The 26,793-nt window shown below is 54.1% G+C and carries 17 protein-coding genes; 8 read left to right on the top strand and 9 right to left on the bottom strand.

The window, feature by feature from the left end:
- Positions 1-3: 3 nt before the first annotated feature.
- The 4 genes from FOB24_RS19180 to smpB form a co-directional block, all read right to left on the bottom strand.
- Positions 4-2,190 (bottom strand): type I secretion system permease/ATPase, encoded by a 2,187-nt coding sequence (locus FOB24_RS19180; RefSeq protein ID WP_150345324.1) that lies wholly within the window; start codon positions 2,188-2,190, stop codon positions 4-6.
- Positions 2,187-3,596: a TolC family outer membrane protein gene (locus tag FOB24_RS19175; protein ID WP_150345323.1), complete on the bottom strand. Its 1,410-nt coding sequence runs from the start codon at positions 3,594-3,596 to the stop codon at positions 2,187-2,189. The genes FOB24_RS19180 and FOB24_RS19175 overlap by 4 nt, the downstream gene beginning before the upstream one ends.
- 71 nt (positions 3,597-3,667) lie before the next feature.
- Entirely contained in the window at positions 3,668-14,908 is an 11,241-nt protein-coding gene (locus FOB24_RS19170; RefSeq protein ID WP_150345322.1) for a BapA/Bap/LapF family large adhesin, read from the bottom strand.
- A gap of 567 nt (positions 14,909-15,475) precedes the next feature.
- On the bottom strand, positions 15,476-15,958 hold the full coding sequence (gene smpB / locus FOB24_RS19165) for an SsrA-binding protein SmpB (protein WP_043017973.1): 483 nt from the start codon (positions 15,956-15,958) through the stop codon (positions 15,476-15,478).
- 154 nt (positions 15,959-16,112) lie between these two features.
- Here smpB and ratA point away from each other — a divergent pair, with 154 nt between their 5' ends.
- Entirely contained in the window at positions 16,113-16,556 is a 444-nt protein-coding gene (ratA, locus tag FOB24_RS19160) for a type II toxin-antitoxin system toxin RatA (protein WP_038642770.1), read from the top strand.
- Positions 16,540-16,836, top strand: coding sequence for an RnfH family protein (locus FOB24_RS19155; RefSeq protein ID WP_038642768.1), 297 nt, complete (start codon positions 16,540-16,542; stop codon positions 16,834-16,836). The genes ratA and FOB24_RS19155 overlap by 17 nt, the downstream gene beginning before the upstream one ends.
- Before the next feature lie 50 nt (positions 16,837-16,886).
- Here FOB24_RS19155 and bamE read toward each other — a convergent pair whose 3' ends face one another.
- The 3 genes from bamE to nadK all read right to left on the bottom strand — a co-directional run bounded on the left by bamE (position 16,887) and on the right by nadK (position 20,006).
- Positions 16,887-17,231 carry an outer membrane protein assembly factor BamE gene (gene bamE / locus FOB24_RS19150; RefSeq protein ID WP_003826401.1) on the bottom strand — a complete coding sequence of 115 codons (345 nt, stop codon included), beginning with the start codon at positions 17,229-17,231 and terminating at the stop codon, positions 16,887-16,889.
- A 149-nt stretch (positions 17,232-17,380) separates the two neighbouring features.
- Positions 17,381-19,042 (bottom strand): DNA repair protein RecN, encoded by a 1,662-nt coding sequence (gene recN, locus FOB24_RS19145; protein WP_087856188.1) that lies wholly within the window; start codon positions 19,040-19,042, stop codon positions 17,381-17,383.
- Between the two features lie 85 nt (positions 19,043-19,127).
- Complete coding sequence (nadK, locus tag FOB24_RS19140) at positions 19,128-20,006, bottom strand: NAD(+) kinase (protein WP_038642764.1); 879 nt, start codon at positions 20,004-20,006, stop codon at positions 19,128-19,130.
- Positions 20,007-20,128: 122 nt separating this feature from the next.
- Between nadK and grpE the strand changes: the two genes are divergently transcribed.
- Positions 20,129-20,722: a nucleotide exchange factor GrpE gene (gene grpE / locus FOB24_RS19135; protein ID WP_038642760.1), complete on the top strand. Its 594-nt coding sequence runs from the start codon at positions 20,129-20,131 to the stop codon at positions 20,720-20,722.
- A gap of 49 nt (positions 20,723-20,771) precedes the next feature.
- Here the strand turns inward: grpE and FOB24_RS19130 are convergent, their stop codons facing one another.
- Both FOB24_RS19130 and FOB24_RS19125 read right to left on the bottom strand, forming a co-directional pair.
- A complete protein-coding gene (locus FOB24_RS19130) occupies positions 20,772-22,061 on the bottom strand; it encodes an HlyC/CorC family transporter (RefSeq protein WP_038642758.1) in 1,290 nt (429 codons plus the stop codon).
- An 18-nt stretch (positions 22,062-22,079) separates the two neighbouring features.
- A complete protein-coding gene (locus FOB24_RS19125; protein ID WP_042313291.1) occupies positions 22,080-22,871 on the bottom strand; it encodes a cytochrome C assembly family protein in 792 nt (263 codons plus the stop codon).
- Positions 22,872-23,037: 166 nt separating this feature from the next.
- On the opposite strand from FOB24_RS19125, the gene ffh reads away from it, so the two are divergent.
- The 5 genes from ffh to rplS all read left to right on the top strand — a co-directional run bounded on the left by ffh (position 23,038) and on the right by rplS (position 26,664).
- Positions 23,038-24,399 (top strand): signal recognition particle protein, encoded by a 1,362-nt coding sequence (ffh, locus tag FOB24_RS19120; protein ID WP_006687321.1) that lies wholly within the window; start codon positions 23,038-23,040, stop codon positions 24,397-24,399.
- A 250-nt stretch (positions 24,400-24,649) separates the two neighbouring features.
- On the top strand, positions 24,650-24,898 hold the full coding sequence (rpsP, locus tag FOB24_RS19115; RefSeq protein WP_003031228.1) for a 30S ribosomal protein S16: 249 nt from the start codon (positions 24,650-24,652) through the stop codon (positions 24,896-24,898).
- A gap of 18 nt (positions 24,899-24,916) precedes the next feature.
- A complete protein-coding gene (rimM, locus tag FOB24_RS19110; protein ID WP_003031230.1) occupies positions 24,917-25,465 on the top strand; it encodes a ribosome maturation factor RimM in 549 nt (182 codons plus the stop codon).
- A gap of 44 nt (positions 25,466-25,509) precedes the next feature.
- The gene (gene trmD, locus FOB24_RS19105) at positions 25,510-26,277 is read left to right on the top strand and encodes a tRNA (guanosine(37)-N1)-methyltransferase TrmD (protein WP_003031232.1); all 768 of its coding nucleotides are present in this window, start codon (positions 25,510-25,512) and stop codon (positions 26,275-26,277) included.
- Between the two features lie 39 nt (positions 26,278-26,316).
- On the top strand, positions 26,317-26,664 hold the full coding sequence (rplS, locus tag FOB24_RS19100) for a 50S ribosomal protein L19 (RefSeq protein ID WP_006687325.1): 348 nt from the start codon (positions 26,317-26,319) through the stop codon (positions 26,662-26,664).
- Positions 26,665-26,793: the final 129 nt, after the last annotated feature.

Here is a 26,793-nt window from a genome sequence, read left to right as displayed (position 1 = left end):
GCGTCATGCGGATTGGTTTTCATTTTTCCACTCCCGACCGTGAGTAGGTACAGCTGCCCGACTTGCACTCAACGCCTGCGCTTTCGGGGCATCCATTACCAGTTGACCTTCTTTCAATACCACCACGCGCTCGACCAGCTCCAGAACCGGCACGCGATGGGTGGCGACAATCAGTGTACGGTTGCCCAGCCAGAGGTTTAGCCGCTGAATAAACTCCCGCTCGGTATGTTCATCGAGTGAAGCGCTGGGTTCATCGAGTAGCACGATATTGGGCGAGCGCAGCAGCATTCTTGCCAGCAAAATCGACTGCCGCTGTCCACCGGACAGACCGTTGCCGCCCTCCATAATCGGATGCGCCAGCCCTTTGGCGAGTTGTTTAACGAAAGCCGCTGCGCCGCTGACCTCCAGCGCTTCGAATATCTGCGCGTCGCTGGCATGCGGCGCGCCAAGAGTCAGGTTCTCACGCAGGGTGCCGAAAAACAGCCGCGCATTCTGGCTGAGAAAACCGATGTTACGGCGTAAATCGGCCATATCGATTTGCGCCAGGCTCAGGTTATCGAGTCGGACCTCGCCCTGAATAATCTCCACGCCGCCCGCCATGGCCTGCAGCAGCGTTGATTTCCCCGCGCCGTTACGACCGAGGAGCGCTATTCGTTCCCCGGGCATGATCTCCAGACGTGAGATACGCAGCGGCACGCGCTGATCGTCGCTGTGGTAGCGAAAGTGCGCGTTTTCAAAGAGATAATGACCGTGAAGAATTTCCTGATGTACCCGATCTTCATCGTACTGCGTTTCGGTGGGGAGCTGCATGATGCTGTCCAACCCCATCTTCGCTGCTTTGACCTGCTGCCAGCGGGCCAGCACGCCGCACAGGTTAGCCATTGGGGCAATCATTCTGGAACCGAGCATGGAGGCGGCCACCACGGCCCCGGTGGTCATCGTGCCTTCAATGACCATCGGCGCGCCGAACATAATAATGGCGGCGTAGACCAGGCTTTGTACCGACATGCCCCAACCAATCAGCCCCTGAGTCAGCTTGCGCGTGCGCAGTCCGGACTCTCCGGTAATGCGGATGTAGCTGTTCCACTGCTGTAAAAAGCGGTTTTCCGCCTGCATCAGCTTGATGTCCTCCAGCCCCTGAACGCTTTCAACCAGTACCGCGTTGCGCAGGGTGGATTCATGTGCGGCCTGGTTGGCGAGCACCGCCAGCTTCTTCTGTAACAGTAAACCAGGTAGGATCATCAGCAGGGCGGCGACGGGCGCTATCCATGCCAGCGGCGGGGCAATGCAGGCCAATACCACGATAAACAGAAAGAAAAAAGGCAGATCGACAATAGTCGACATAGTCGAGGAGGTGATCATCTCGCGAACCTGCTCCAGCTCGCGGAGTTGAGAAATAAAGCTCCCCGTAGAGCGAGGTACGGCGCTATTACGCAGCCGCAGGGCATGACTGAACACCCGATCGGAAATGCGCATATCGGCGCGTTTACCCAGCAGATCCATAATGTGGGTACGTGCTTCGCGCAGCAGAAAGCCAAACAGTACCGCCACCAGAACGCCGGTTGAGAGAACATACAGCGTCGGATACGACTGGGCCGGAATCACCCGATCGTAGACCTGCATCGAAAAGATAATCCCGGCGAGCGACAGAACGTTAATCAGGAAAGCGGCAACCATCACCGGCAGGTAAGGGCGGATATCCTGTAAAACAAGTTCGCGCATCCAGTCCGGCTTAAAGCGAGAAATATAGCGGTCTACCCGACTGTCTTTTAGCGCCGAAAGCGGGCGCAGCGCGGTAATGCTTACGATCTCCGGCACAAGCTCTGCAACCGTCAGCCGGTTACGCTGCCCCTCTTCGGCGATGATAAAAACATCCAGCGCATCGTCACCGTTGAAATGTTCTAGCACCATGATTTGGCCGTCGCGCAGTTCAGCCACTACCGGTAAACGCCACTGGCTGAACGCCTGCTTTGTGGTATCCAGTGCGTGAAATGACAGGCCTGCCTGGCGCGCCAGTTGCGTCAGCGCGAGGGTGCGGTTTTTTCCTGCAAACCATGGCGCGTTGGCCTGGATTGCGCCGGGGGAGCAGGCAACGCGATAGTGGCTGGCAATATACGTCATCGCCTGCGCCCACTGGCTCAGGGCCTGTTCGCCAATGGCCTCTTCCGCATGTGAATCGACGTCGCTCATAGCTGTATCTCCACCGATTGAATGCTGCGGTTATTTAAGGCGAATGCCTGGCGTAGCGAGCCGGTGTTGTAGAGGCAGTTCAGCTGTAACTGGCGTAGCTGGTTTTGGGTCTGGAGTTCAGCAAAACGCGCCTGATACACCTCCTGCTCGGCGTTAAGCACATCGAGCAACGGGCGAGAGCCAAGATCCAGATACTGCTGTTGATACAGCTCGCGCGTTTGTTCACTCAGTCGCTGCTGGCGTCGCAGAATTTGCAGAGCGGTGGCGAGACTCATCGCCTGGCTGCGGGATTCCAGTAATTTCTGCCGTACCTCAAGCCGGGTTCGTTGAATGGAATACTGGGCTGACTCAACCGCATGACTGGCGGCGTTGCGTCTGGCGGTAAGTCCGCCTCCCTGATACAGCGGCATTTCAACTTTAACCCATGCGGAGTACTGGGTTTTGTCGAGCACCTCATGGCTGGGATATTTGTCGTTGAGATAGTGCTGAACCGACGGCTCCAGAGAGATAGTCGGCGTCATTTGCGCGTTGGCGTAGTCGAGATTGGCCTGCGCCACATTCGCCTGCGCCCACGCCGCCAGCACGGCAGGAACCAGCTTATCGTCGGGTTTAACGACATCACAACTGCTGTCCAGTTTGCCGGGAAATTCATTGCTGATGCCGTTGAGCGAGTTCCAGCCGAGAAAACTCATCAGCGTTGCCTTGCTGCTGTCGAGATTGGCCTGGTACTGCGCCAGTTGCGAACGCGCGGACTCTATACGCGCATCGGTTTGCACCACGTCTGATAGTGAGGTTGCGCCTTCATCATTGCGTTGCCGGGTCAATCGGCCAATGTCGTTCAGAGCGGAGAGTTGCTCCTCGGCGGCGTCCACCATTTGCTGCCACGTCTGCACCTGGACTATCGCGTTGGCGGTCGCGTGGGCGATGGTATCAATACTGAGTAACACATTAGCCTGTTGTTGCGCGGATCCTGCGGTTTCAGCGCGGACCTGGCTGGCCACTTTGCCGAAGTCATACAGCATTTGCGACACCGAAATAACCAGGGCCGGGCTAAAGCCGTGGTCGGTGTAAGTATTGCTGTAGCCGTTGTTCATTCCGGCAGTTACCTGTGGATAATATTTCGACTTCGCCACGTCTATCTGCTCATTCTGTGAGAGCAGTTTGCCGATAGATTCACGAATGGAAGGGTGCCAACTCACGGCACGACTCACGGCATCGTTCAGCGTCAGAGTACCGGGGGCGGCAGGGCTTAGCGGCAGATCGGCGACGGAGCCGTCAAGGCTTGGAAGCATCTGGCTGTTTGCCAACCCTTCCGGCGTAATAACTTGCGGCTCATCTTCGGCATTCACCCGCATGGAACACAGTGTTAATGCCAGCAGTAATGCCACGGGCATGACTTTTCCCATATCTCATCCCTTTCAAAATACAACCGTTACGGCAGTTGCTCCGGGCGTCATGGCGCCCGGAGCTTTATGGATTAACCACCCGTGATGAGATGGTTGTTCTGTAGCAGTTCATTCAGCGTGGTGTTGACGTTCTCCAGGGTGATGAGGTTGGTGGATTGATAAGTTCCCCCCGTGCCGTCGCGGTCGATGGCGATCACGGTGTTGGATCCGTTGGTGGTGACCTGTACGTAGTTCCCAAGCGTAGAAGCCTGATGGTTCCATCCGCTCAGCAGTTCGTGGATATCGATCTTGTCGCCCTGGGCCATCGAGAAGTTGGTCCAACTGTCGCTGTTGTTCCCTCCGGTTGCGTTGTTGGCATTAAGCAGGTGATAAATCAGCGTATCGCCGTATGCGCTGCCGGTCAGACGATCGGCATCCACGGTGCTCACGACCTGCGGATTCATGTCGATGGTCAGCGTGGCGGTATCGGTATGGCCTTGCTGGTCGTTGAGGGTGTAGTTGAACGTCTCTTTGGTCGTGATGGAGGCCAGTGAAACATCGCTGTTGAGGGCATAGGTGTAATGGCCGTCTATGCCGATGGTCAGTTTGCCGTACAGACCGTTAATGATGGCGCTGGTCGTGTTGCCAAGCGGATCCAATGTGGCAGTGCTACCGCCAGTGCCGTTCACCGTCAGCAGGGTATGCACGCTGGCAATATGGTCTCCGTCATAGATATTGCCCGTGACGCTGTTTGCGGCGGAGGTTTCGAAGTTTTGCAGATCGATTATCGTGCCTTTTACGCTTGGGGTGATGGTGATATTCCCCAGCCCCAGAGCCCCGACGCTGCCGGTGTAGTCGAGGCGGTAGTTACCGCTATGCAGTACAATCCCGCTCAGGGCAATATCAATATTGCCGCCAACCAGCAATCCGCCGTTGAACGAGCCATTAGTCACCTTGACGTTATTACTGTCGTACAGTGTCCAGGTGACGGTTAGTCCGCCCAGCGTCAGACCTGAAGCGACGTTAAAATGCAGGATGGCGTTTTGCACCGCCGTTCCCGCTGCAACCTCAATAGTTCCTGTGCCATTTTGTGACGTTGCTGACAAGAGTTGGGCGTTCCAACTGGCGTTACCGACGCTATTATCGGTGAACGACCGGGATGTATCCGCCTGCGTGGTGACCGCCATCTGGGGGCTGATGTCATTGACGGCATCCAGTGCCTGCGGGGTTGCCGTAATGTTCAGCGACGCGCTGCCGGTGTCGCCGTTTGGCGCCCGGACCTTATACACGAAGCTGTCAGGAGTGTTGATGCCGTCCGCGCCCAGCCCGCTTTTTAACGTGTAGGTGTAGTTCCCCTTCGCATCAATAGTCAGCGTGCCGTACTGCCCGTTTATGGTTGTGATGCCCGTCCCGTTAACGGCGACGCCGTTCACCTCGGTAATAACGGTATTGGCCGGAGCCGAGTCATTGACCAACAGATTTCCGTTGGTCGACGCGCTCAGGCTGTCTACGGCGTAGGTATGATCCGTCTTAATGTCCAGTGTATAAGTGGTTGCCAGAGCCAGACCGCCGGAAGCGTTAAGCAGGAACAGATAGTCTCCGCCAGGCAGCGTGATGGTGTATTCCGTAGAGCCGCCGGCTAACACCGCGGTGACCCAATTGGGCTTCACACGGAACTGTTCATATTGTTGAATAGACTCATTGAAGCGATAAATGTAGAGATCAAAACCGCCCACCGTCACGCCGAGAACATTCGCCTGCACGGTCAGCGTGCGGGTTGCGCCATCATCCACGTTGAATTTGATAGGGTTGGTCAGGCCGTTAACCAGACTGACGTCCAGCACATTACCCAGTCCAACGTTAACGAGCGTGAAGCCGGTTTGTTTTGACGTTCCATTATCGATCGCAATGACCTGCGTCCCGTAAGTCAGCGCGGCAATATCATCTGCTGCTGTGACTGTACTGGTCGCTGGGGGCTGGCCCAGCGTTACCACCAGTTTTGCCGATGAGCTATCTGCGCCATGCGTCAGCGTATAGGTGAAGCTTTCGGAGCGTCCATACACTGAAATTGACGTATTGGTCAGGGTGTAGGTATAGCTACCGTTCTGATTAATATGCAGGATGCCGTATTTCCCCTGCACATCAATACCGCCCGCCGGGACGCTCACGATGTTGCCGTTACCGTCGGTTACGGAGGTGACCAGCGTGCCAGACGGCGCGTTATCCTGCCCGTTGGTGGGATCGATATCCGTGATGATGTTGCCAGATTCCGTCGTACCGCCGATGATGGTCCCGGCGCTGCTTTTCACCACCGCGACATCAAGGCTGGTGTAAGAGCCCGTTGCCAGCAGGTTGGTGTTATAGCTTACGACACGGTAATCACCCCCCGTCAGTCCGCTGTAATTAAGCGTTACGCCAGAAGCGCCTAAGGTGAGAAGGCTGGCAAAGTTGGGTAGGCCGGTATCCACTACCGTCACCCAGGCATTCAGCGAACTGTCAAAGCGCTGGATCACGATCTCCAGCGTGTTTAGCAGTGACAGGACCACGCCGGTCGCGGCTGCATTGATCGTAATGGATCCGCTGCCGCCAGAGGCGATATTAAAATTGACGGTTGCCGTATCGTCCCCCAGCACGTTCGCCACATTACCCAGCGCGTTGACCAACAGGAAACCATAATCGCTTTTATGCTCGGTGCTGACGATCACATCGGTCTGTAGCGGCAGACGGGTAATGTTGTCTTCGGCCAGCAACGGCAATACCGGGGCGATAACGCTTGTAGGCGATGATGTATTACCCGCTGCATCGGTCGCCGTGGCGGACAGCGATTGACCTTCAATCTGGCGAACCGGCAAGTTGACGCTATAGACACCGCTGCTGTTGGCGATGGCCGTCACGCTGGTGCCGCCGGGTAGAGAGATAGTAACCGTGCTTCCCGCTTCGGCGACGCCGCTTACGGTTCCGCCATCGGCGCTGATCAGTATTGTTGGCGCGGAGGGCGGGGTGGTATCCACAATCACGCTGAACGAACCGGACAATCCGCTGGTGCCGTTGGCATTTGTTGCCGTGGCGGTAAACGCGTGGTTACCTTCGCTGAGCGCGCCGGTTGGGGTAAAGCTCCAGAGCCCATTGCCATCTGCGGTCGTGGCGCCCATGAACACCCCGTTGTTATACAGTCGGACCACGGCGCTAGCCTGCGCCGTTCCGCTGAGCGTTGGCAGGGTGTCATTGGTGGTTTTGCCAGCAGTGACCAGACCAGTGACCGAGCCGACGTCATCGAACACGCTGGCAATAACGGGCGCAGGCGGTACGCCGGTAAAGGGTGCCAGAACGTTGCCTGCTGTACCGATGTTGCCCGCGGCATCCTGTGCGCTAACCAACAGCGTTTGCCCACTGATTTGCGGTGGGTTCAGCGTGAAGGTGAAGTTACCGGAGGCGTTCGCGGTTGCCGTACCGAGCACCGTTCCGCCGTTAGAGGTAATGATGACCGTGCTGTTGGGCTCGGCAACGCCTGTGAGCGTCGTGCCGGTGGCGTTTACTGAAAGTCCGCCAGGAATGCCTGGCGCGACGGTATCGACCACTATCGCTGCGGGAGCCGATGTGCCGCTGGTGTTACCTGCACTGTCCGTTGCGGTGATGGTAAAGGAGTGAGGACCTTGTGCCAGCTCGGTGGGCGGGGTGTAACTCCAGTTGCCGCTGCCGTCCGCCGTCACGCTGACGACGAAGATGCCGTTATCATAAATATCGATCCGCGCATTGGCTTCGGTGGTGCCGGTTAACGTTGGGCGTGCGTCATTGGTTGGCTGATTATTGCCAATCGCGCCGGTGTTTGGTCCGACATCATCAATAATGCTGCTGATTGCAGGCAGCGTCGGGGCGGTAGTATCCACCACGACGCTAAAACCGGCCGTCGCGCCGCTGGTATTGCCCGCCGCGTCGGTGGCGGTGACGGTAAAGGTGTGCGATCCACTCGCCAACGGCGTGGTTGGGGTAAACGACCAACTGTTATTGCTCTGCACCAGTGCCGTTCCTAGCAGGGTGCTCCCGTCATAGATACTGACGGTGCTGCCTGCTTCAGCGGTGCCGTTCAGCGTTGGGCGCGCATCGTTAGTGAGTTGCCCGTTGCTGAGCACCGCATTGAACACGCCGCCTGCGACGTCATCGACCACCGAGACCAGTATCGGGGTAGTTGGCGCAAGCGTGTCGACATTAATAGTAAATCCACTCGACGCCGGGCTGACGTTGCCGGCGGCGTCGGTGGCAATGGCGGTAAACACATGCTGACCGTTGCCCAGCGTGGCGGGCAGATATTCCCAGGTGCCGTCTATCGCCGCAGTCACCGTCGCCAGCAGCGTGCCATTATCGTAGATGGCCACTCGGGCGCCCGCTTCCGCCGAGCCGTTGAGTAACGGACGGGTGTCGTTAGTAAAGGCTCCGTTCGACAGCGTTCCGGTACCCGGCAGCACGTCATCAAAAGCCTGAATAATGGTTGGCGCCAGGGGAGCGACGGTATCAACAACGATGTTAAATCCAGCGGACGCTGGGCTGACGTTTCCGGCAGCGTCCGTCGCGGTTGCTGTCAGCGCGTGGTTGCCATTGCCCAGAGCTGGCGGCGTGAAGCTCCAGGCGCCCGTCCCATCCGCTGTGGTTGAACCGATAAACGTTCCGTTATCGTAAATTTTGACCGTCGAATTGGCTTCAGCTGTGCCGTTGAGTGTGGGTTGTGTATCGTTTGTGGCCTGGCCGTTATTCAGATTACCGGTTGCCGGACCGACATCATCCGCAACCTGAGTAATGACTGGCGTCCCCGGCAACACCGTGTCGACGATAAGTGCGAAGCCATTGGATGGAGGGCTGGTATTACCCGCACTGTCTGTAGCGGTGACGGTCAGCGTATGTGGCCCGTTACTGAGTGCAGCCGTTGGGGTTAGGCTCCAGGTACCGTTCGCGCCAACGGTCGTAGTGCCGATGGGCTGACCGTCGCTCAGGACAGTAATCGTCGCGCCAACTTCACCGGTGCCACTCAGGGCCGGACGGGATTCATTCGTGGTCTGGCCGTTTGTTATTGGGCCTGTTGTCGGGGCGGTGTTGTCCTGCACCGTGCTGATGACCGGTATTGACGGGGCAATAGAGTCCAGTTCAATCGTAAACGATGATGATACTCCGCCCGTGTTTCCTGCCCGATCGGTGGCAACGGCGGTGAAAATATGCTGACCCTGGCCCAGGGGCGTTTCTGGCGTAAAGCTCCAGTTGCCCGACGCATCCACCTGAGTTGTCCCTAAGTCGCTACCATTATCACGGATCGTGATGATGGCGCCGATCTCACCTTTACCGTTCAGCGTTGGCAGCGCATCGTTGGTCAACTGTCCGTTAGTTAGCGCCGTATTACCGGGTTGATCGTCAATCACCGAGGTGATGACTGGCGCAGCAGGGGGAAGCGTGTCGACGACGACCACAAACGGTGGCGTGGCCGGGCTGATGTTGCCCGCGCCATCCGTGACGGAGGCGGTCAGTGAGTGGCTGCCTTCACCGAGAGCAGGCGCAGGCGTAAAGCTCCAGTTGCCGTTTTCATCGCTGGTGGTTGTGCCGATCACTGCGCCATTATCGCGGATGGTCACAACCGAATCCGCTTCAGTGGTGCCCGCGAGCGTTGGGGTATTATCGTTGGTCAACTGTCCGGAGGTCAGGGTCTGAGTTGTACCAACGTTGTCTGTGACCGTCACAATGGAGGGGGCATCCGGCGCCAGGGTATCGACAATGATTCGGAAATCACTGGACGGATCTCCCTGGTTGCCTGCGGCATCTGTTGCGCGAGCGGTGAAGAGATGGTCGCCTTCTCCCAGAGGATCGGTCGGGGTAAAGCTCCAGAAACCGTTGCTGTTTACCGTGGTTGTGGCATAAGCAACGCCCTTATCGTAAAGGGTGATGGTTGCGCCTGCTTCGCCGGTTCCGTTGAATGTCGGGCGTGAGTCGTTGGTAATTTGCCCTTTATCCAACGATCCGGTGCCAGGGGCAACATCGTCAATGATGCTGGTGATAGTTGGCACCTGCGGAGCGGTGGTGTCGATGGTGATGGCGTAGTTGGGCGATAAACCGCTGGTGATGCCGCCTACAGTTTGTGACACCGTGAAGTTATAGGTTGTGCCGTTAGTCAACGCAGTGGGTAACTGATAACTCCATGCACCAGAAACGGTGTCGGCTATCACCGGGGGGGATTGCAAAACACCATCTATATAAATATTAACAGTCGCCCCTGCGGTAGCTGTTCCTTGCAACAGCGGTAAGGTGTCGTTCGTAGTTTTACCGTTGCCAATCACCCCCATGATGGGCGCGATGTCATCGACAATCTCAAGAGTCGGGGGATGTGGCACGTTGGAGATGGCGGCGTTAAACGGCGCAGGATCGCTCTGATTGCCTGCAGGATCCTGGGCAATAGCGGTGAGCGCCTGACCCGTTGTTTGTGCCGGTGAAATCGTGACAGTAAAGTTCCCTAAAATGTCAGCCACTCCCTGACCAAGAACGGTGTTGCCGCTACGGATAATTACCGTGCTGCCAATTTCTGCTGTGCCGCTTACTTTCGTCCCATCAGGATCTACGCTGGTAACAACTGGAATGGCAGGAGGCTGCGTATCGACAATCAACGTTAGCGGATTATCTGCCGCCAGTACGTTACCTGCCCCATCCTGGGCACCAAAGGTCAATGTGTGAGTAGCGTTGGGCGTAAGAGGAACTTCGACACTCCAACTGCCGTTCGCGGCAACGATAGTCGTGGCAATCGGTGTCGTTGTGCCGTCATAAATTAACACCGTACTGCCCGGCGTGCCGGTCCCGCTAATGGTTGGCATTGTATCGTCCGTCACGCTGCCGCTGGTTAGCGAACCAGTAAAGACGCCGACGTTATCCTGAATATCCGTGACCAGCGGTAGGGTCAGCTTCGTGTTGTTAACCGTAAACGAAATGCTGTTTGAGCTGTCGCTGATGTTACCGGCCGGATCGGTTGCGGTGGCGATCAGCGTGTAGCTCCCGTTAGTCAGTGCCGTCCCGGGCGTAATACTCCAGGTTCCGCCTACCACCGTTGCTGTGCCGAGCACCGTACCGCCGTTATACAGAGTAATAGTATCCCCGTCGGTGCCAGTACCTCGAATGGTTGGCGTGGTGTCATCGGTCACGCCGTTAGCCGCAACATCGCCCTGGACGTCGCCGACATTATCGTTAGCGGCGATAATCACCGGCGGCGCTGAAGGTGTCGTATCAATCCCCAGGGCAACAGCATCCGAACGTAGGCTGACGTTACCAGCAGGATCGGTTGCGGTGAGGGTGACCTGATAATTGTCCGGATTAATGGGGCTGGTGGGCGTAAAGCTCCAGGAGCCATCTGCGCCAACGGTCGCGGTACCCAGCGGTGAAGTGTTGCCATCAAGGTAGATAGAAATAAGATCGCCAGGGTTGCCCGTGCCGCTAAAGGTTGGCGTGGTATCGTTAGTGATGCCGTTAGTGATGATGCCGGTCATCGGGTTGACGTCATCCGTTATGGTTGGCGGCTCTGGTTTTGCTGGCGGCAGGTTATCTACCGTCAGCGTAAAGCCTGCTGACGGGATCCCCGTGTTGCCAGCCACATCGGTCGCCGTCGCCGTAAATTTGTGCGGACCGTCCGGCAGTGGACCTGTCGGCGTATATGTCCAGCTTCCATTTGGCTGAACGGTGGTGGTACCAAGAAAAACGTTGTTATCGTAAAGGGTAATCGTCGCGCCTGGTTCGCCGGTTCCGGACAGTTCGGGGGTCGTGCTCTTGGTACTGCCACCGTTGCTCAACGTTTGTAGGGTTGTGCCAATCAGACCTTCTGCTGAGCTGATAACCGGGGCTGGCGGTGGGGTGGTATCAATGGTCAGCGTGAAATTACCTGGGTTACTGGCGTTGCCTGCAACGTCTGTCGCAATTGCTGACAAACTATGTGGACCTTCACTGAGCGGCTGGCTGAGTTGAATACTCCAGGTGCCATCAGGTAATACCGTTGTGCTACCAATCGACGTGGCGCCATCATAGAGGGTGATGGTAGAACCGGCTGTCCCGGTCCCTTTCAGCAGCGGCAAAGTATCGTTTGAGCGGCTACCGGTGGACAGATCAATCGGCGCATTCCCGACGTCGTCGGTGGCAGTCAAAATGACAGGATTGCCTGGCGGTTGGGTATCTACGGTAACGCTGACCACGGTGGAGGAGGTGACGACGTTACCAGCGGCATCCGTAGCAGAGACTGTAAACTGGTGGATGCGGTCGCTGAGCGCCTGATTTGCTGGAACGGTATAACTCCAGGTTCCCGTGCTATCGACAAGCATGACTGTCATCAGCAAACTGCCATCGTACAGGCTCACCAAAGAACCGGGTTCACCGGTGCCTGATATGGTTGGCGTATTATCGTTGGTGACCCAACCGTTGTTCGCGACGCTACCTGTGATGCTGCCGACATCATCGTTAATCAGCGTAATCACGGGGACGGTTGGAGCGAGACTATCGACAATTATTTTCCAGCTTGCGGCGCTACTGGTATTGCTGGCGGCATCGGTTGCCGTCACCGTAAATATGTGCGCGCCCTGGGTCAACGCTGTTGTGGGCGTGTAGTTCCAGTTACCGTTGAGATCAGCGGTGACGGTCGTTAACAGTTCGCCGTTATCGTAAATTTTAACCTGAGCTCCGGCCTCGGCAGTGCCTTCGAGTTTAGGTTTATCGTCGTTAGTTAAGCCGTTGTTACTGATGGGGCCGATGACATCCGCAACATCATCCGTCACGGCAACGATAATCGGCTGGTTTGGTGCGGTGATATCCGGTGCCAGCGCCGAGGTTGGCAGACTTTCGTTATTATTGCTGTCAGTTGCGGTGACTTTTACCGTTTCGCCGTTCATTTGCGACGGTGTAATCGACACGGTGAAGTTGCCACCGTTGTCAGCCTGACCAACACCAATCTGATTGCCGTTGCTGTCTTTGACAGTGACGGTGCTTCCCGCTTCGGCATGTCCGCTTACAGAACCGCCGTCCCCGGCGACGATGACGCCGGTTGGCGCATCAGGTGCTGTGGTATCTGGTGCGGTAATCGGAGTGTTACCGCTGGTATTGCCTGCTGCATCCGTTGCATTCGCGTTAAGGCGTTCACCGTTAGTCTGCGGCGGAACCAGCGTGGCGGTGAAATCTCCGCTCGGGCCAGCAGTTGCTGTTCCAATGATTGCGCCATCTGGATCCAGAATATGTACCGTACTGTTGGGTTCTGCGGTGCCGGTAACCTGATCGCCCGTAGGATTAATTATCAGGTTAGCAGGCGGCTGCGGAGCCGTGATATCTGGCGCGAGCGTGGTTTCTGGCTGGCTTGGGTTGCCTGCCGGATCGGTCGCGATGGCGGTAATCGTTTCGCCATTGGTCTGTGGCGGGGTAATGGGGATGGTAAATGATCCATCTTCTCCGGCGACGCCGCTGCCGATCGGAGTGTTATTACTGTCGGTGATAACGACAGTATTGCCCGGTTCGGCCGTCCCGGTGACAACGCTGCCGTCTGCGGAGACGCTGAGATCGTCTGGTGGCGACGGCGGCTGTATGTCGATACTAATATTAAATGTTGGCGACATACCGCCTGTCCCTAGCTGGTTTGTTGCCGTGGCGCTGAAAGCGTGCGGCCCTTCCGGCAACGGCGTAGCGGATGTCCAGCTCCAGTTGCCATTGGCGTCGGCAACCACGCTTTCGATAATCGTACCATTGTTATAAATGTTAACGGTGCTGTTAGCGTCCGCAGTGCCAGAGAGCGTTGGCGTTTGATCGTTGGTGGCCTGATTGTTGCTCAATAACCCGATTGACGGTGCGGCATCATCCATAACGCTGACGATAACGGGTACGCCCGGATAGCCGGAATTTGTGGCATAAAATGGGGTATCTGGCCCGATGTTGCCCGCCTTATCCTGAATCTTCGCGAGCAACGCTTCGCCGTGCGTCTGTGAGGGGGAAATCGCGATGACGAAATTGCCGGTTTGATCGACCGTTATTGCCCCTAAAACCTGGCTATTACTACCAATGATAGTGACCAGACTTCCTGCTTCCGCTCTACCCGTTACCGTGGTGCCTTCGAGGTTTACTGCGGAAATCACCGCGCCTGCAGGCGCGGTCGTATCAACGGTAAATGTCGGCAGGCTCGTTTCCGCGCTCACGTTACCTGCGGCGTCAGTTTGCGTCAGCGTCAGATTGTGAACGCCGTCGCTGAGGGGCGTATCAGGCGTAAAGGTCCAGTTACCATTGTCATCTACTGGCTCCATACCAATCAGGATGCCATTGTCATAGATGCTGATGGTACTCCCTGCTTCGCCAGTACCAGTGAGAGTTGGCGTGGCATCGTCGGTTTCGCCGTCATTGGCGATAAGACCGGTAATGGAACCGACATTGTCGATTTCCTGAGTAACCACGGGGGTATCAGGGGCAAGCGTATCGACAATAATCACCCAACTGTCTGACATCCCACTACTACCCGCATTATTTGACGCGCTGACGGTAAACTGGTGAGTGCCGTCTGCAAGAGGGGATGAGGGGGTAAACGACCAGTGGCCGTTGGCATCGATAGTAACCTGGCCTATTTCGACGCCGTTATCAAAAATATGTAATGTGGCATTTGCCGGGCCGGTACCCTGGAGTTCAGGCGTATTATCGTTGGTGGACTCCTGTTGATTGACAAGGCCGGTAATAAGCTCCTGGTCGTCAATTACGCTGGTGATGACGGGCATGTCTGGCATATTGGGGGTTGTTGTTGGCGGCGCGCCGTTATCGCCATCGCCACTACCGCTGCCGCCGTTACCATTGCCGTTTCCGGCATTACCGTTGCCGCCGCTACCATTACCGTTTCCGGCATTATTATCGCTCCCGCCGCTCCCGCCGCTCCCGCCGCCGCCACCACCGCCACCTCCTGCAGCGAGGCCAATTCCGCCAGCGACCGCAACCCCGCCAAGGACCCAGGGCCAGATTGCGCCTCCGTCATGACTGCCTTCGGCCGTCATCAGCGGCGTGAGATCGTCCAGGTGCTGAAAATGGAAAGCACCATCCGTATCCTGAACCCACCATAGCGCGCCATTGCTGTCTTCCAGAACGAGCTGGTTTTGCGCATCACCTTTTCCGACGTAAAAATTTTTAATGGTGATGGTTTCACTTGAACGGAGTGTGACAACCAGATCCTGATTAACACGAGTCAACTGGCTGACCTCCTCACGTGAAACGGACAGTTTCACAATAGAAGGTGAGTTGAGTGTAATTTCAGAGGCTTCAACATTGGTAGAAACACCAGTCAACTTCGATACAACGGCGAGTAGACGCATATGTTCACTCCTGATGGCAGGTCGGGAGTATTAATCCGCAACGGCGTGCCGGGAAAATGAGCAGACAGGTGCCTCGTTCATCATAATGATGAACTTACACATGTAATTTCATGGATAAGATTTACTGGTATCAGTTTCTGAAAAAATTAAGTCGTAGTCTGAGCACCAAAATAGTTCTTTCGTATTAGATGATATAGTCAGAAAGAAAACTTTCTGCAATGTCCAGATATTAAAAACATATGGTGATATTTTGCATCGAAATGAGTTAAACGTTTCGATAAATAGGTTTTATTTATAAGTTGCTGTAATTGTTGTTTTTGTTATTTATTGTTAATAATAAACAACAGTAATAATAATGCTATTTTGAAAGATGAAAAATAGCGCGCGGGAGTACTTGAAGTTTTATTTTATTGGACTACTGCTTGCCTGCAGGCTGGGGTTCGTATTTTTAACTGAACGATTCAGCAATGGAATCTATAATTACTATGAATGTATTGTGCGACTTTCAATAACTAAAAAATAAAGGCCAGTCATCATGGTGATAGACTGGCCACAGAGAAAAGAAGGTTATCGCCCGGCATTTTTCATAATACGTGCTTTATCCACCTGCCATTCGCGTTCTTTCACGTCGGAGCGCTTGTCGTGTTGTTTCTTACCTTTAGCGACGCCAATTTTTACTTTACACCAGGCGTTCTTCCAGTACAGCGACAGTGCTACTACGGTATAACCATCCCGATTCATACGACCATACAAAGAGTCGAGTTCGCGCTGGTTTAACAGTAGCTTACGGGTACGGGTGGGATCGCATACCACGTGTGTTGAGGCAACGGCCATCGGTGTGAAGTTGGCGCCAAACAGGAACGCTTCGCCGTCTTTGAGTATAACGTAGCTATCGCCGATGTTAGCTTTACCTGCGCGCAAGGATTTGACTTCCCAGCCCTGCAGAGCGAGTCCTGCTTCGAACTCTTCTTCGATAAAGTATTCGTGTCGTGCGCGTTTGTTAAGCGCGATTGTGGCTGAGCCAGGTTTGTGTGCTTTTTTCTTCGTCATAATGCCGCTCAGTATAGGTAATCTGGAATCGAAAAACACCCCATTTCATCCAGCGGGGCGCAAGGCGCTATCTTAGCACGAGTTGGGCTATAGCGTTTTTTTTAGCGAGTGATAAATGGTATTATTTGTGTGATTGATATTGATGGAAATTGTTATGCCTCAGATTAGCCGGACCGCTTTAGTACCTTACAGTGCGGAGCAGATGTATCAGTTAGTGAATGATGTTAAATCCTATCCCCAGTTTTTACCGGGGTGCACCGGTAGCCGCGTACTGGAGTCGACTCCGGGACAAATGACGGCCGCAGTGGATGTCTCCAAAGCAGGGATTAGCAAAACGTTCACCACGCGTAACCAACTGACCAGTAACCAGAGCATCCTGATGCATCTGGTCGATGGACCGTTTAAAAAACTGATTGGCGGCTGGAAGTTTACGCCGTTAAGCCAGGACGCGTGTCGCATTGAGTTTCATCTCGATTTCGAGTTCACGAATAAACTCATCGAGCTGGCGTTTGGCCGCATCTTTAAAGAGCTGGCTTCGAATATGGTGCAGGCTTTCACGGTTCGCGCGAAAGAGGTTTACAGTGTCAGCGTCGGCTAAAATTGTCGTTGAAGTGGCATATGCGCTGCCCGAAAAACAGTATTTACAGCGCGTAACGCTGCAGCAGGGCGCAACGGTGGAAGAGGCTATCCGCGCTTCCGGGCTGCTGGAATTGCGTAATGATATCGATCTCAGCAAAAATAAAGTGGGCATCTACAGCCGTCCGGTAAAGCTTGCTGATGTTCTGCATGACGGCGATCGGGTGGAAATTTATCGGCCGCTGATTGCCGATCCCAAAGAGCTGCGCAGGCAGCGAGCAGAGAAATCCGCTAAAAAATAACAGACAATAAAAAAGGTGCTCATTGAGCACCTTTTTTTGATCTCTCAAACCTACTTGTTGTCGGTTAGGGCAGGTTTGTTATCAATGTTGGTCAATACGCCGCTGCTGTTAAAGGTCAGCGTCAGCGTTTGCTGAGTTACGCCTTCATGTCCAGGTTGCTGACGGAACACATAGAACCAGGTGTTTGTGCCAAAAGGATCGGACATCATCGGGGTACCCAGAGCATAAGCAACCTGCTGTTGCGTCATGCCTGTACGCACTTTGGCGACATCGGTCGGTGTCAGATAATTTCCCTGGTTGATGTCAGGACGGTAAACCACTCGCTCCAGAGTGGAACAGCCTGCAGTCAACATCAGTAGTACTGCTGCAGCAGCAGTCAGCGTTTTACAGCGCATAGTGATTTGATTCCTTTTCGGGCCCGAGCAGTACGCGGCTCATATGTAATATGCCGATGATAATAGACCTTTCACCACTTTAAAACCTTTTGCTGTCGGGTCGGTCGGCGATTTTATGTTGAACTCAGACCTTCACAAGGGAAAAAAGTTTATGCCGCCAGCAGTTCTTTTGCGTTTGCGAGGGTATTGCGCGTGACTTCGCTTCCGCCAAGTAAGCGGGCTAACTCCTGCAGACGCGCGCGTTTATCAAGCGGCTGCATGTGTGTTTCCGTCATTGCGCCGTCAGTTTCCTTGCTGACATAGAAATGTTGATGACCACAACCAGCAACCTGCGGCAGGTGAGTTACGCACATAACCTGGGTTGATTCCCCCAACTGACGCAGCATTTTGCCCACGACCGCAGCCGTCGGACCGCTGATGCCCACATCAACCTCATCGAAAATCAGCGCCGGGGTTTCCATTTTACGTGCGGTAATAACCTGAATAGCCAGAGCGATGCGCGACAGCTCGCCGCCAGAAGCAACTTTCGCGATCGGCTGTAACGGCTGACCCGGGTTAGTGGTAACTTTAAACTCCACGCGATCGGCTCCGTCCGCGCTCAGATGATGCTCATCAAATTTTACATCAATGCAAAAGAGACCATGCGGCATCGAAAGGGTATGCATACTCTCGGTAATGAATTGTCCCAGTTCCTCTGCATAATGCTGGCGCTGTTGGTGCAACCTTTTTGCTGTTTCCAGCGCCTGCTGGTGGTGATTGCTCACCGCCAGGGTTAAGGTTTCGAGCGAGTCGGCCTGATCGTCAAGTTGCTGTTGCTCATCTAACAAAGACTGATAGAACTGCGGCAACGCTTCCGGGGAGACGTGATGCTTACGTGCCAACGAGATTTGCTTTGAAATACGCTGCTCAAGTTCGAACAAACGGTTAGGGTCTAAATCCAGACGATCGCAATAGTGGCGCAGTTCATCGCTGGCTTCGCTGAGCTGAATGGTTGCCTCTTCCAGCATATCCAGGATACCGGAAAGTTTGCCGTCCATGCCTGCGAGTTCAGTGACCAGGTGCTTTGCGGTGTACAATTGGCTCTGCAGATTGATGTCTTCGCCATCCGCGAGGATAGCCAGCGCCTGCTGGCTGGTGGTGAGCAATTGCCCGCTGTTAGCCAGACGCTTGTACTCTTCATCAATTTGCTCAAACTCGCCCGGCTGCGGGTTGAATTCGTTCAATTCTTTTAGCTGATATTGCAACAGTTCCGCCCGTGCTGCGCGTTCCTGACTTTGTTGCTGATGATGCGCCAGATCGCGGCAGCTTTGGTGCCATAGCTGATAGCGCGCGGTCATTTCCTGGGTCAGGGATGCTTCATTGGCGTAACCATCAAGCAGGAATTTTTGGTGTTCGGATTTCGTCAGAAGCTGGTGCGCGTGCTGACCGTGGATTTGAATCAGCAACTGGCCCAGCTCACGAAGCTGTGACAGCGGAACGGCGGTACCGTTAATAAAGCCACGGGAGCGGCCGTCGCTGCTGATCACGCGACGCAGCAAGCACTCACGGCCATCTTCAAGCTGGTTCTCTTCCAGCCAGCGCAAAGCTGCCGGGGTGTCTTTTAAGGCGAAACGGGCGCAGAGGTCGGCTCGCGCAGCGCCTGCGCGCACCATGTCAGCGTCTGCGCGCCCGCCCAGGCACAAACCGAGAGCATCAATGGCAATGGACTTACCCGCACCTGTCTCACCGGTGATGACGGTCATGCCGTTCTGGAAATCGATCTCAAGTTCACGAACGATAGCAAAATTGCTGATGGTCAGTTGTGCCAACATAGCTGTTTTCCTGTATGAAAAACCATAACTGTAATTACATACAGTATAAACTGGTTTTTTATACAGTAAAGAGGTTAGCGTTAAATTAGAATAATTTTTTTGACCAGCCCAGTTTTGTACTTAATGTATTGAAATAGCTGTAATCTTTTGGATGTATCAGGTTCAGATGATAATCACAGCGGCGGATCAATACGTCTTCCCCTTCCTGTATCGGCAGGGCGATTTGGCTGTCGCAGCTGATCTCCAGATCGCTACGGCGATGAGAAAAGCGCAGGCGAATGGTGCTGCTGCTATTGATCACCAGCGGACGCGCAGAAAGCGTATGCGGGAACATCGGTACCAGCGTAATAGCATCCAAAGAAGGCGTCAGAATTGGGCCTCCGGCAGAGAGCGAGTAGGCGGTAGAGCCGGTAGGCGTGGAGATAATTAGCCCATCCGAACGCTGAGAGAAAGCAAAGATTTCATCGATATACACTTCGAACTCAATCATGTGCGCCACTTTGCCTGGATGCAGTACCACTTCGTTGATTGCGGTGCTGATGCGCTTCTGGCAATCCTGCTGGCATACCTGGGCTTCGAGTAAAAAGCGTTTTTCGCTGATGTAGTGGCCTTCCAGTACGTCGGCTAATTGTTGGTGGGCATTGTCTGGATCGAGGTCGGTGAGGAAACCGAGGTTACCACGGTTAATGCCGATAACCTTGATGTCATAACGTGCCAGGGTGCGCGCAGCGCCCAGCATATTGCCGTCGCCACCGACGACTACGGCGAGGTCTGCCTGCTGGCCAATCTCCGCGAGCGTACCGGTTTTCACATTTTTCAGCTGTAGCTCGTGAGCGATTTGTTGCTCCACGATAACCTCATAACCTTTGGTGCACAGCCAACGGTAGAGCATTTCATGTGTTGTCAGTGCAGTGGGGTGACGTGGATGCCCCACAATGCCAATACACTTGAAATGATTGTTCATTTTCTCGAGGTCCTTGTAACGAAGATTAGTGACAATGTGAGTACTTCCCTTGAAACCCTGAATCTTATCCCCATAATAATCCAGGTTAGCGAGATGAATGCGAAAAAAACGCGGAGAAATTCATGAGTAGTAAAGAACAGAAAACGCCTGAGGGGCAAGCCCCGGAAGAAATTATCATGGATCAGCATGAAGAAGTTGAGGCGGTTGAACCAGACGCTTCTGCTGAGCAGGTGGATCCGCGCGATGAAAAAATTGCGAATCTGGAAGCTCAGCTTGCTGAGGCCGAAACTCGCGAGCGCGACAGCGTGTTGCGTATCAAAGCGGAAATGGAAAACCTGCGTCGTCGTACCGAACTGGACGTAGAAAAAGCGCATAAATTTGCGCTGGAAAAATTCGTCAACGAGCTGCTGCCGGTGCTGGACAGTCTGGATCGTGCGCTGGAAGTAGCGGACAAAGACAATGATGCGATGGCACCGATGATTGAAGGTATTGAGCTGACGCGTAAGTCAATGCTGGATGTGGTGGCGAAGTTTGGTGTGCAGGTGGTTGCGGATATCGATGTGCCGATGGACCCGAACGTGCATCAGGCCATTGCAATGGTAGAGTCTGACGACGTTGCTGCCGGTAATGTGCTGATGGTCATGCAGAAAGGCTATACCCTGAACGGACGTACCATCCGTGCGGCGATGGTCTCCGTGGCGAAAGCCAAAGGCTAATCAGCCTCGGGCCGGGTAATGCTGATGCGCTACCCGGTCCGGACTCCTCTCACTGGTCCGATACGCTCTCGCGCAGCGGTGTAACCGGCAACACTTGTACCTGTTTAATCATATTGTCCTGCACGTCGAGAATATCGATATCGTACTGCCCAATACGCACTCGCGTGCCGGCAACCGGGATCTCTTCCAGCGCTTCAAGAATAATACCGTTCACGGTACGTGCGTCATCCTCCGGCAGGTGCCAGTTAAACGCCTTATTGATTTCACGAACGTTGGCGCTGCCGTCAATGATCACTGAGCCATCATTCTGCGGCGTCACCTCTTCGGCAAGCGTCGGTGACATTGACGTGGTGAAATCGCCGACAATCTCTTCCAGAATATCTTCGACCGTGACCAGCCCCTGAATATCGCCATATTCATTGACCACCAGACCCACTTTCTTCTTATTGCGCTGAAATTTAATGAGCTGGGTGCTGAGGGGCGTACCTTCCGGGACGTAATAAATTTCGTCAGCCGCGCGTAACATGGTCTCTTTGGTGAACTCTTTTTTCTCCGCCATTAATCGCCAGGCTTCGCGTACGCGCAGCATACTGATGGCATCGTCGAGTGAGTCGCGGTACAGCACAATACGACCGTGAGGGGAGTGCGAAAGCTGGCGCACGATTGATTTCCAGTCGTCGTTAATATCAATGCCGATGATTTCACTGCGCGGCACCATGATGTCATCGACGCTGACTTTTTCCAGATCCAGCACGGACAGCAGCATATCCTGATTACGACGTGAGATTTGGGAGCGTGATTCATTCACCAGCGTTCGCAGTTCATCTTTACTCAGCGAACCGCTCACCACGATATCCGTTTTGATACCCATCATGCGCATCAGCAGACGGGTGATGGTATTAAGCAACCAGACCAGCGGCATCATGATGATTTGCAGGGGGGCCAGCAAAAAACTGCTCGGGTAGGCGACTTTTTCTGGATACAGCGCGGCAATGGTCTTTGGCAGTACTTCGGCAAAAACCAGCACCACAAACGTTAGCACCCCGGTGGCGATGGCGACGCCGGCATCGCCATACAGGCGCATACCGACAATCGTGCCAAGCGCAGAGGCCAGAATATTCACCAGGTTATTACCGATCAGTACCAGGCTTATCAGGCGATCCGGTTTGCGAAGTAACTTTTCAACGCGTTTTGCCTGACGATTACCCTGCTTGGCCCGATGCCGCAGACGATAGCGATTCAGAGTCATCATTCCGGTTTCAGAACCGGAAAAATAGGCGGAAATGACCACCATGATGAGAAGCGTGACAATGAGCGTGGTGGTGGAGATGTGTTCCACGTAGGGTTCCTTAAAGATTTAACTCACGAACTGCTGCAGTATACGGCTGCCGAAATAGGCCAGCGTCAGAATGACTGCGCCTGCGACGTTAAACCATACGACGCGACGTCCGCGCCAGCCTTCATGGTAATGCCCCCACAACAGAACGATATAGACAAACCATGCCACGATAGAAAGAACGGCTTTATCAATATTTTCAGTACTGAACAGGTTATGCATGTAAAACAGGCCAGTACACAGAGTGAGCGTCAGCAGAACCACGCCGATCTGGGTGATATGAAACATTTTCCGCTCAATGCTCATCAGTGGCGGCATTTCATTACTGAACGCCAGTTTTTTGTTTTTCAATTGATAATCGATCCAGGCCAGCTGTAGTGCATACAGCGCGGCGATAATCAGCGTGGCGTAAGCAAACAGCGATAGCCCGATGTGAATCATCATGCCCGGTGTCGCTTCGAGATGGGTGATGAACTCGTTAGGCATAAACGTCGCGAAGGCGAGGTTGATCAGAGCAAAGGCGTAGACAATGGGCAGTAATAGCCAGCCACGGTTACGTGAAGCGACGATAGTCATTACCGTGCAGATCATCAGGCTAACCAGCGAGCCAACGTTCAACAGGCTCAGGTTTTGTCCGCTTTCACCGCCGGGCAGGATACGCGCTTCCAGGGCGATAGCATGGCTTACCAGCGCGACGACCGCAGAAAGAATAGCCATACGCCGCCAGCCGCTGTTTTTTTGCAGCAGAGCGGGAATAATCAGCGCGAGGCTGACTGAGTAGGCGACAAGGGCGAGCAGAGCAAAAACGGGCATATTAGGTGTCGACAGTTGGCCAGTGATAAAGAAAAGCAGTATAGCGTTACGTGACCGCTGCTCCAACCGTTGCATAACAACAAAGGCGGCTTCATGTTATACTGCGACAAATTTCTGTTGATGTGTCGCTGTCGCGACCGACCGTTTCCACCCCAGGCGAGAGACAATGTTTGATAATTTAACCGATCGTTTGTCGCGCACGCTGCGCAATATCAGTGGCCGTGGACGCCTTACTGAAGACAACGTTAAAGAGACGCTGCGCGAAGTGCGCATGGCGCTGCTGGAGGCTGACGTAGCGCTGCCGGTAGTGCGTGAGTTTATCAATCGCGTAAAAGAGAAAGCGGTTGGTCATGAAGTTAACAAAAGCCTGACGCCGGGTCAGGAATTCGTCAAGATTGTCCGTAACGAGCTGGTTGCGGCAATGGGCGAAGAAAACCAGACCCTGAATCTGGCTGCTCAGCCGCCTGCCGTCGTGCTGATGGCGGGCTTGCAGGGGGCAGGTAAAACCACCAGCGTGGGTAAGCTGGGGAAATTCCTGCGTGAGAAGCACAAGAAGAAAGTGCTGGTGGTCTCCGCGGACGTTTATCGCCCGGCGGCGATTAAACAGCTGGAAACGCTGGCCGAGCAGGTTGGTGTGGACTTCTTCCCGTCGGATGTCGGTCAAAAACCGGTCGATATCGTCAACGCCGCGCTGAAAGAAGCCAAACTCAAATTCTACGACGTGCTGCTGGTGGATACCGCCGGTCGTCTGCACGTTGACGAAGCGATGATGGACGAAATCAAACAGGTCCACGCTTCTATCAAGCCGGTAGAAACGCTGTTTGTCGTCGATGCGATGACCGGTCAGGATGCCGCCAATACCGCAAAAGCCTTTAACGAAGCGCTGCCATTAACCGGCGTGGTGCTGACTAAAGTTGATGGTGATGCTCGTGGCGGTGCGGCGCTTTCAATTCGTCATATCACCGGCAAGCCGATTAAATTCCTCGGTGTCGGCGAGAAAACCGAAGCGCTGGAGCCGTTCCACCCGGATCGTATTGCTTCACGTATTCTCGGCATGGGCGACGTGCTGTCGCTGATCGAAGATATCGAAAGCAAAGTTGACCGCGCGCAGGCAGAGAAATTAGCCAGCAAGCTGAAAAAAGGCGACGGCTTCGATCTCAACGATTTCCTTGAGCAGCTCAAGCAGATGAAAAACATGGGCGGTATGGCAAGCCTGATGGGCAAACTGCCGGGTATGGGTCAGATCCCTGACAATGTGAAATCGCAGATGGACGATAAAGTGCTGGTGCGTATGGAAGCCATCATCAACTCGATGACGATGAAAGAACGCGCTAAGCCGGAAATCATCAAAGGTTCCCGTAAACGCCGCATTGCTACCGGCTGCGGTATGCAGGTACAGGACGTTAACCGCCTTCTGAAACAGTTCGACGACATGCAGCGCATGATGAAGAAAATGAAGAAAGGCGGGATGGCGAAGATGATGCGGAGTATGAAGGGGATGATGCCGCCAGGCTTCCCGGGCCGCTAATTTCCCGGCCAGGCTCACTTGCTACTTCGGCACCGGGGTGTGCTCGAAATGCTCACGTACTGCGTGTACGCTCCGCTTTCTGCGCGCACGCCGACGCCAAACTGGCTGCAACGGTCACGCCCTGGAATCAAGCTTCATCACATGTTGATTGCTTTTTTCCCAGAAATCAGTAAAATTTTCGGGCTTTTAATATGACACCGGGTCCCTTCCCTCGATGGGGCCCGGTGTTTTATTCACACAAGAGGATGTTATGGTTACTATTCGTTTAGCTCGTCACGGCGCTAAAAAGCGTCCGTTCTACCAGGTTGTTGTCACCGACAGCCGTAATGCACGCAACGGTCGCTTCATCGAGCGCGTTGGCTTCTTTAACCCAATCGCTAGCGAAAAAGAAGAAGGCACTCGCCTGGATCTGGATCGCATCGCTCACTGGGTTGGCCAGGGCGCGACTATTTCTGATCGCGTAGCTACGCTGATCAAAGCAGCAAACAAAGCAGCTTAATCTGTCACGGTGGTCATGATGAGCAAGCAACTCGCCGCGCAGGCTCCTGTGGAACCCATCGTTTTGGGGAAAATGGGGTCTTCTTACGGTATTCGTGGTTGGCTCAGAGTGTTTTCTTCCACTGAAGACGCCGAAAGCATTTTTGACTATCAGCCCTGGTTTATCCAGAAGGCGGGTCAGTGGCAGCAAGTACAGCTGGAAAGCTGGAAGCACCACAATCAGGATCTGATCATCAAGCTGAAAGGCGTTGACGATCGTGATTCGGCGAATCTACTGACCAATTGCGAAATTGTCGTGGATTCCTCGCAGTTGCCAGCGCTGGAAGATGGTTCCTACTACTGGAAAGACCTTATGGGCTGCCAGGTAGTGACCACTGAAGGCTACGATCTCGGTAAAGTCGTCGATATGATGGAAACCGGTTCGAATGACGTCATTGTCATCAAGGCAAACCTGAAAGATGCGTTTGGTATCAAGGAACGTCTTGTACCGTTCCTCGATGGGCAGGTTATCAAGAAAGTCGATCTCGCTACTCGTACTATCGAAGTAGATTGGGATCCTGGTTTTTAAACCACCGGATAAACGGTAAAAGTCGGCGTTATGGGGATTGGCTTGTGTTTATAGGTATCGTTAGCCTGTTTCCTGAAATGTTCCGCGCAATTACCGATTACGGGGTAACTGGCCGGGCAGTAAAAAATGGCCTGCTGAACATCCAGAGCTGGAGTCCTCGAGACTTTACTCATGACCGGCACCGTACCGTGGACGATCGTCCTTACGGCGGCGGACCGGGGATGTTAATGATGGTGCAACCCTTACGGGACGCCATTCATGCAGCAAAAGCTGCGGCTGGTGAAGGCGCAAAGGTGATTTATCTGTCACCTCAGGGACGCAAGCTTGATCAAGCGGGCGTCAGCGAACTGGCCACGAATCAAAAGCTGATTCTGGTGTGTGGTCGCTATGAAGGTATCGATGAGCGCGTGATTCAAACCGAAATTGATGAAGAATGGTCAATCGGCGATTACGTCCTCAGCGGTGGTGAGTTACCGGCAATGACGCTGATCGATTCCGTTTCCCGATTTATTCCGGGGGTTCTGGGTCATGAAGCATCAGCAATCGAAGATTCGTTTGCTGACGGGTTGCTGGACTGTCCACACTATACCCGACCTGAAGTGTTAGAGCAGATGGAAGTACCGGCAGTGTTACTGTCGGGGAACCACGCTGAGATACGTCGCTGGCGTTTGAAACAGTCGCTGGGCCGGACCTGGCTTAGAAGACCTGAACTTCTGGAAAACCTGGCTCTGACTGAAGAGCAAGCAAGGTTGCTGGCGGAGTTCAAAAAGGAACACGCACAACAGCAACATAAACATGATGGGCAGGCGTAAGCCCCCAATATCAGTTTACCCAGGATAAGAGATTAAATTATGAGCAACATTATTAAGCAACTTGAACAAGAACAGATGAAGCAGGACGTACCTTCCTTCCGTCCGGGTGATACCGTGGAAGTGAAAGTATGGGTTGTTGAAGGTTCCAAAAAACGTCTGCAGGCATTTGAGGGCGTGGTTATCGCTATTCGTAGCCGCGGTCTGCACTCTGCATTCACTGTTCGTAAAATTTCCAACGGCGAAGGCGTTGAGCGTGTCTTCCAGACTCACTCTCCGGTAGTTGACAGCATTGCTGTTAAACGTCGTGGTGCTGTTCGTAAAGCTAAACTGTACTACCTGCGTGAGCGCACTGGTAAGTCTGCTCGTATCAAAGAGCGTCTTAACTAAGATTCGCGCAAGCGACATCCTGTTAGAAAAGGGCTGGCCGAAAGGCTGGCCCTTTTTTTATCGCGATATTTACTGATGGGAACAGACTGACTGCCGGGGAACTTTACATACTCTCTGGATACAGTCAGC

This window comes from Citrobacter werkmanii, from assembly GCF_008693645.1.
GTDB classification, from domain to species: domain Bacteria; phylum Pseudomonadota; class Gammaproteobacteria; order Enterobacterales; family Enterobacteriaceae; genus Citrobacter; species Citrobacter werkmanii.
The sequence above is the reverse complement of the archived record's forward strand: the minus strand, read 5'-3'. Positions and strand labels throughout refer to the sequence as shown.

Coding starts and splice junctions, on each gene's coding strand:
- recN (WP_087856188.1), bottom strand. CDS start 19,042: ATGTTGGCACAACTGACCATCAGCAATTTTGCTATCGTTCGTGAACTT.
- FOB24_RS19180 (WP_150345324.1), bottom strand. CDS start 2,190: ATGAGCGACGTCGATTCACATGCGGAAGAGGCCATTGGCGAACAGGCC.
- bamE (WP_003826401.1), bottom strand. CDS start 17,231: ATGCGCTGTAAAACGCTGACTGCTGCTGCAGCAGTACTACTGATGTTG.
- FOB24_RS19175 (WP_150345323.1), bottom strand. CDS start 3,596: ATGGGAAAAGTCATGCCCGTGGCATTACTGCTGGCATTAACACTGTGT.
- FOB24_RS19170 (WP_150345322.1), bottom strand. CDS start 14,908: ATGCGTCTACTCGCCGTTGTATCGAAGTTGACTGGTGTTTCTACCAAT.
- smpB (WP_043017973.1), bottom strand. CDS start 15,958: ATGACGAAGAAAAAAGCACACAAACCTGGCTCAGCCACAATCGCGCTT.
- grpE (WP_038642760.1), top strand. CDS start 20,129: ATGAGTAGTAAAGAACAGAAAACGCCTGAGGGGCAAGCCCCGGAAGAA.
- rimM (WP_003031230.1), top strand. CDS start 24,917: ATGAGCAAGCAACTCGCCGCGCAGGCTCCTGTGGAACCCATCGTTTTG.
- rplS (WP_006687325.1), top strand. CDS start 26,317: ATGAGCAACATTATTAAGCAACTTGAACAAGAACAGATGAAGCAGGAC.
- rpsP (WP_003031228.1), top strand. CDS start 24,650: ATGGTTACTATTCGTTTAGCTCGTCACGGCGCTAAAAAGCGTCCGTTC.
- nadK (WP_038642764.1), bottom strand. CDS start 20,006: ATGAACAATCATTTCAAGTGTATTGGCATTGTGGGGCATCCACGTCAC.
- ffh (WP_006687321.1), top strand. CDS start 23,038: ATGTTTGATAATTTAACCGATCGTTTGTCGCGCACGCTGCGCAATATC.
- ratA (WP_038642770.1), top strand. CDS start 16,113: ATGCCTCAGATTAGCCGGACCGCTTTAGTACCTTACAGTGCGGAGCAG.
- FOB24_RS19125 (WP_042313291.1), bottom strand. CDS start 22,871: ATGCCCGTTTTTGCTCTGCTCGCCCTTGTCGCCTACTCAGTCAGCCTC.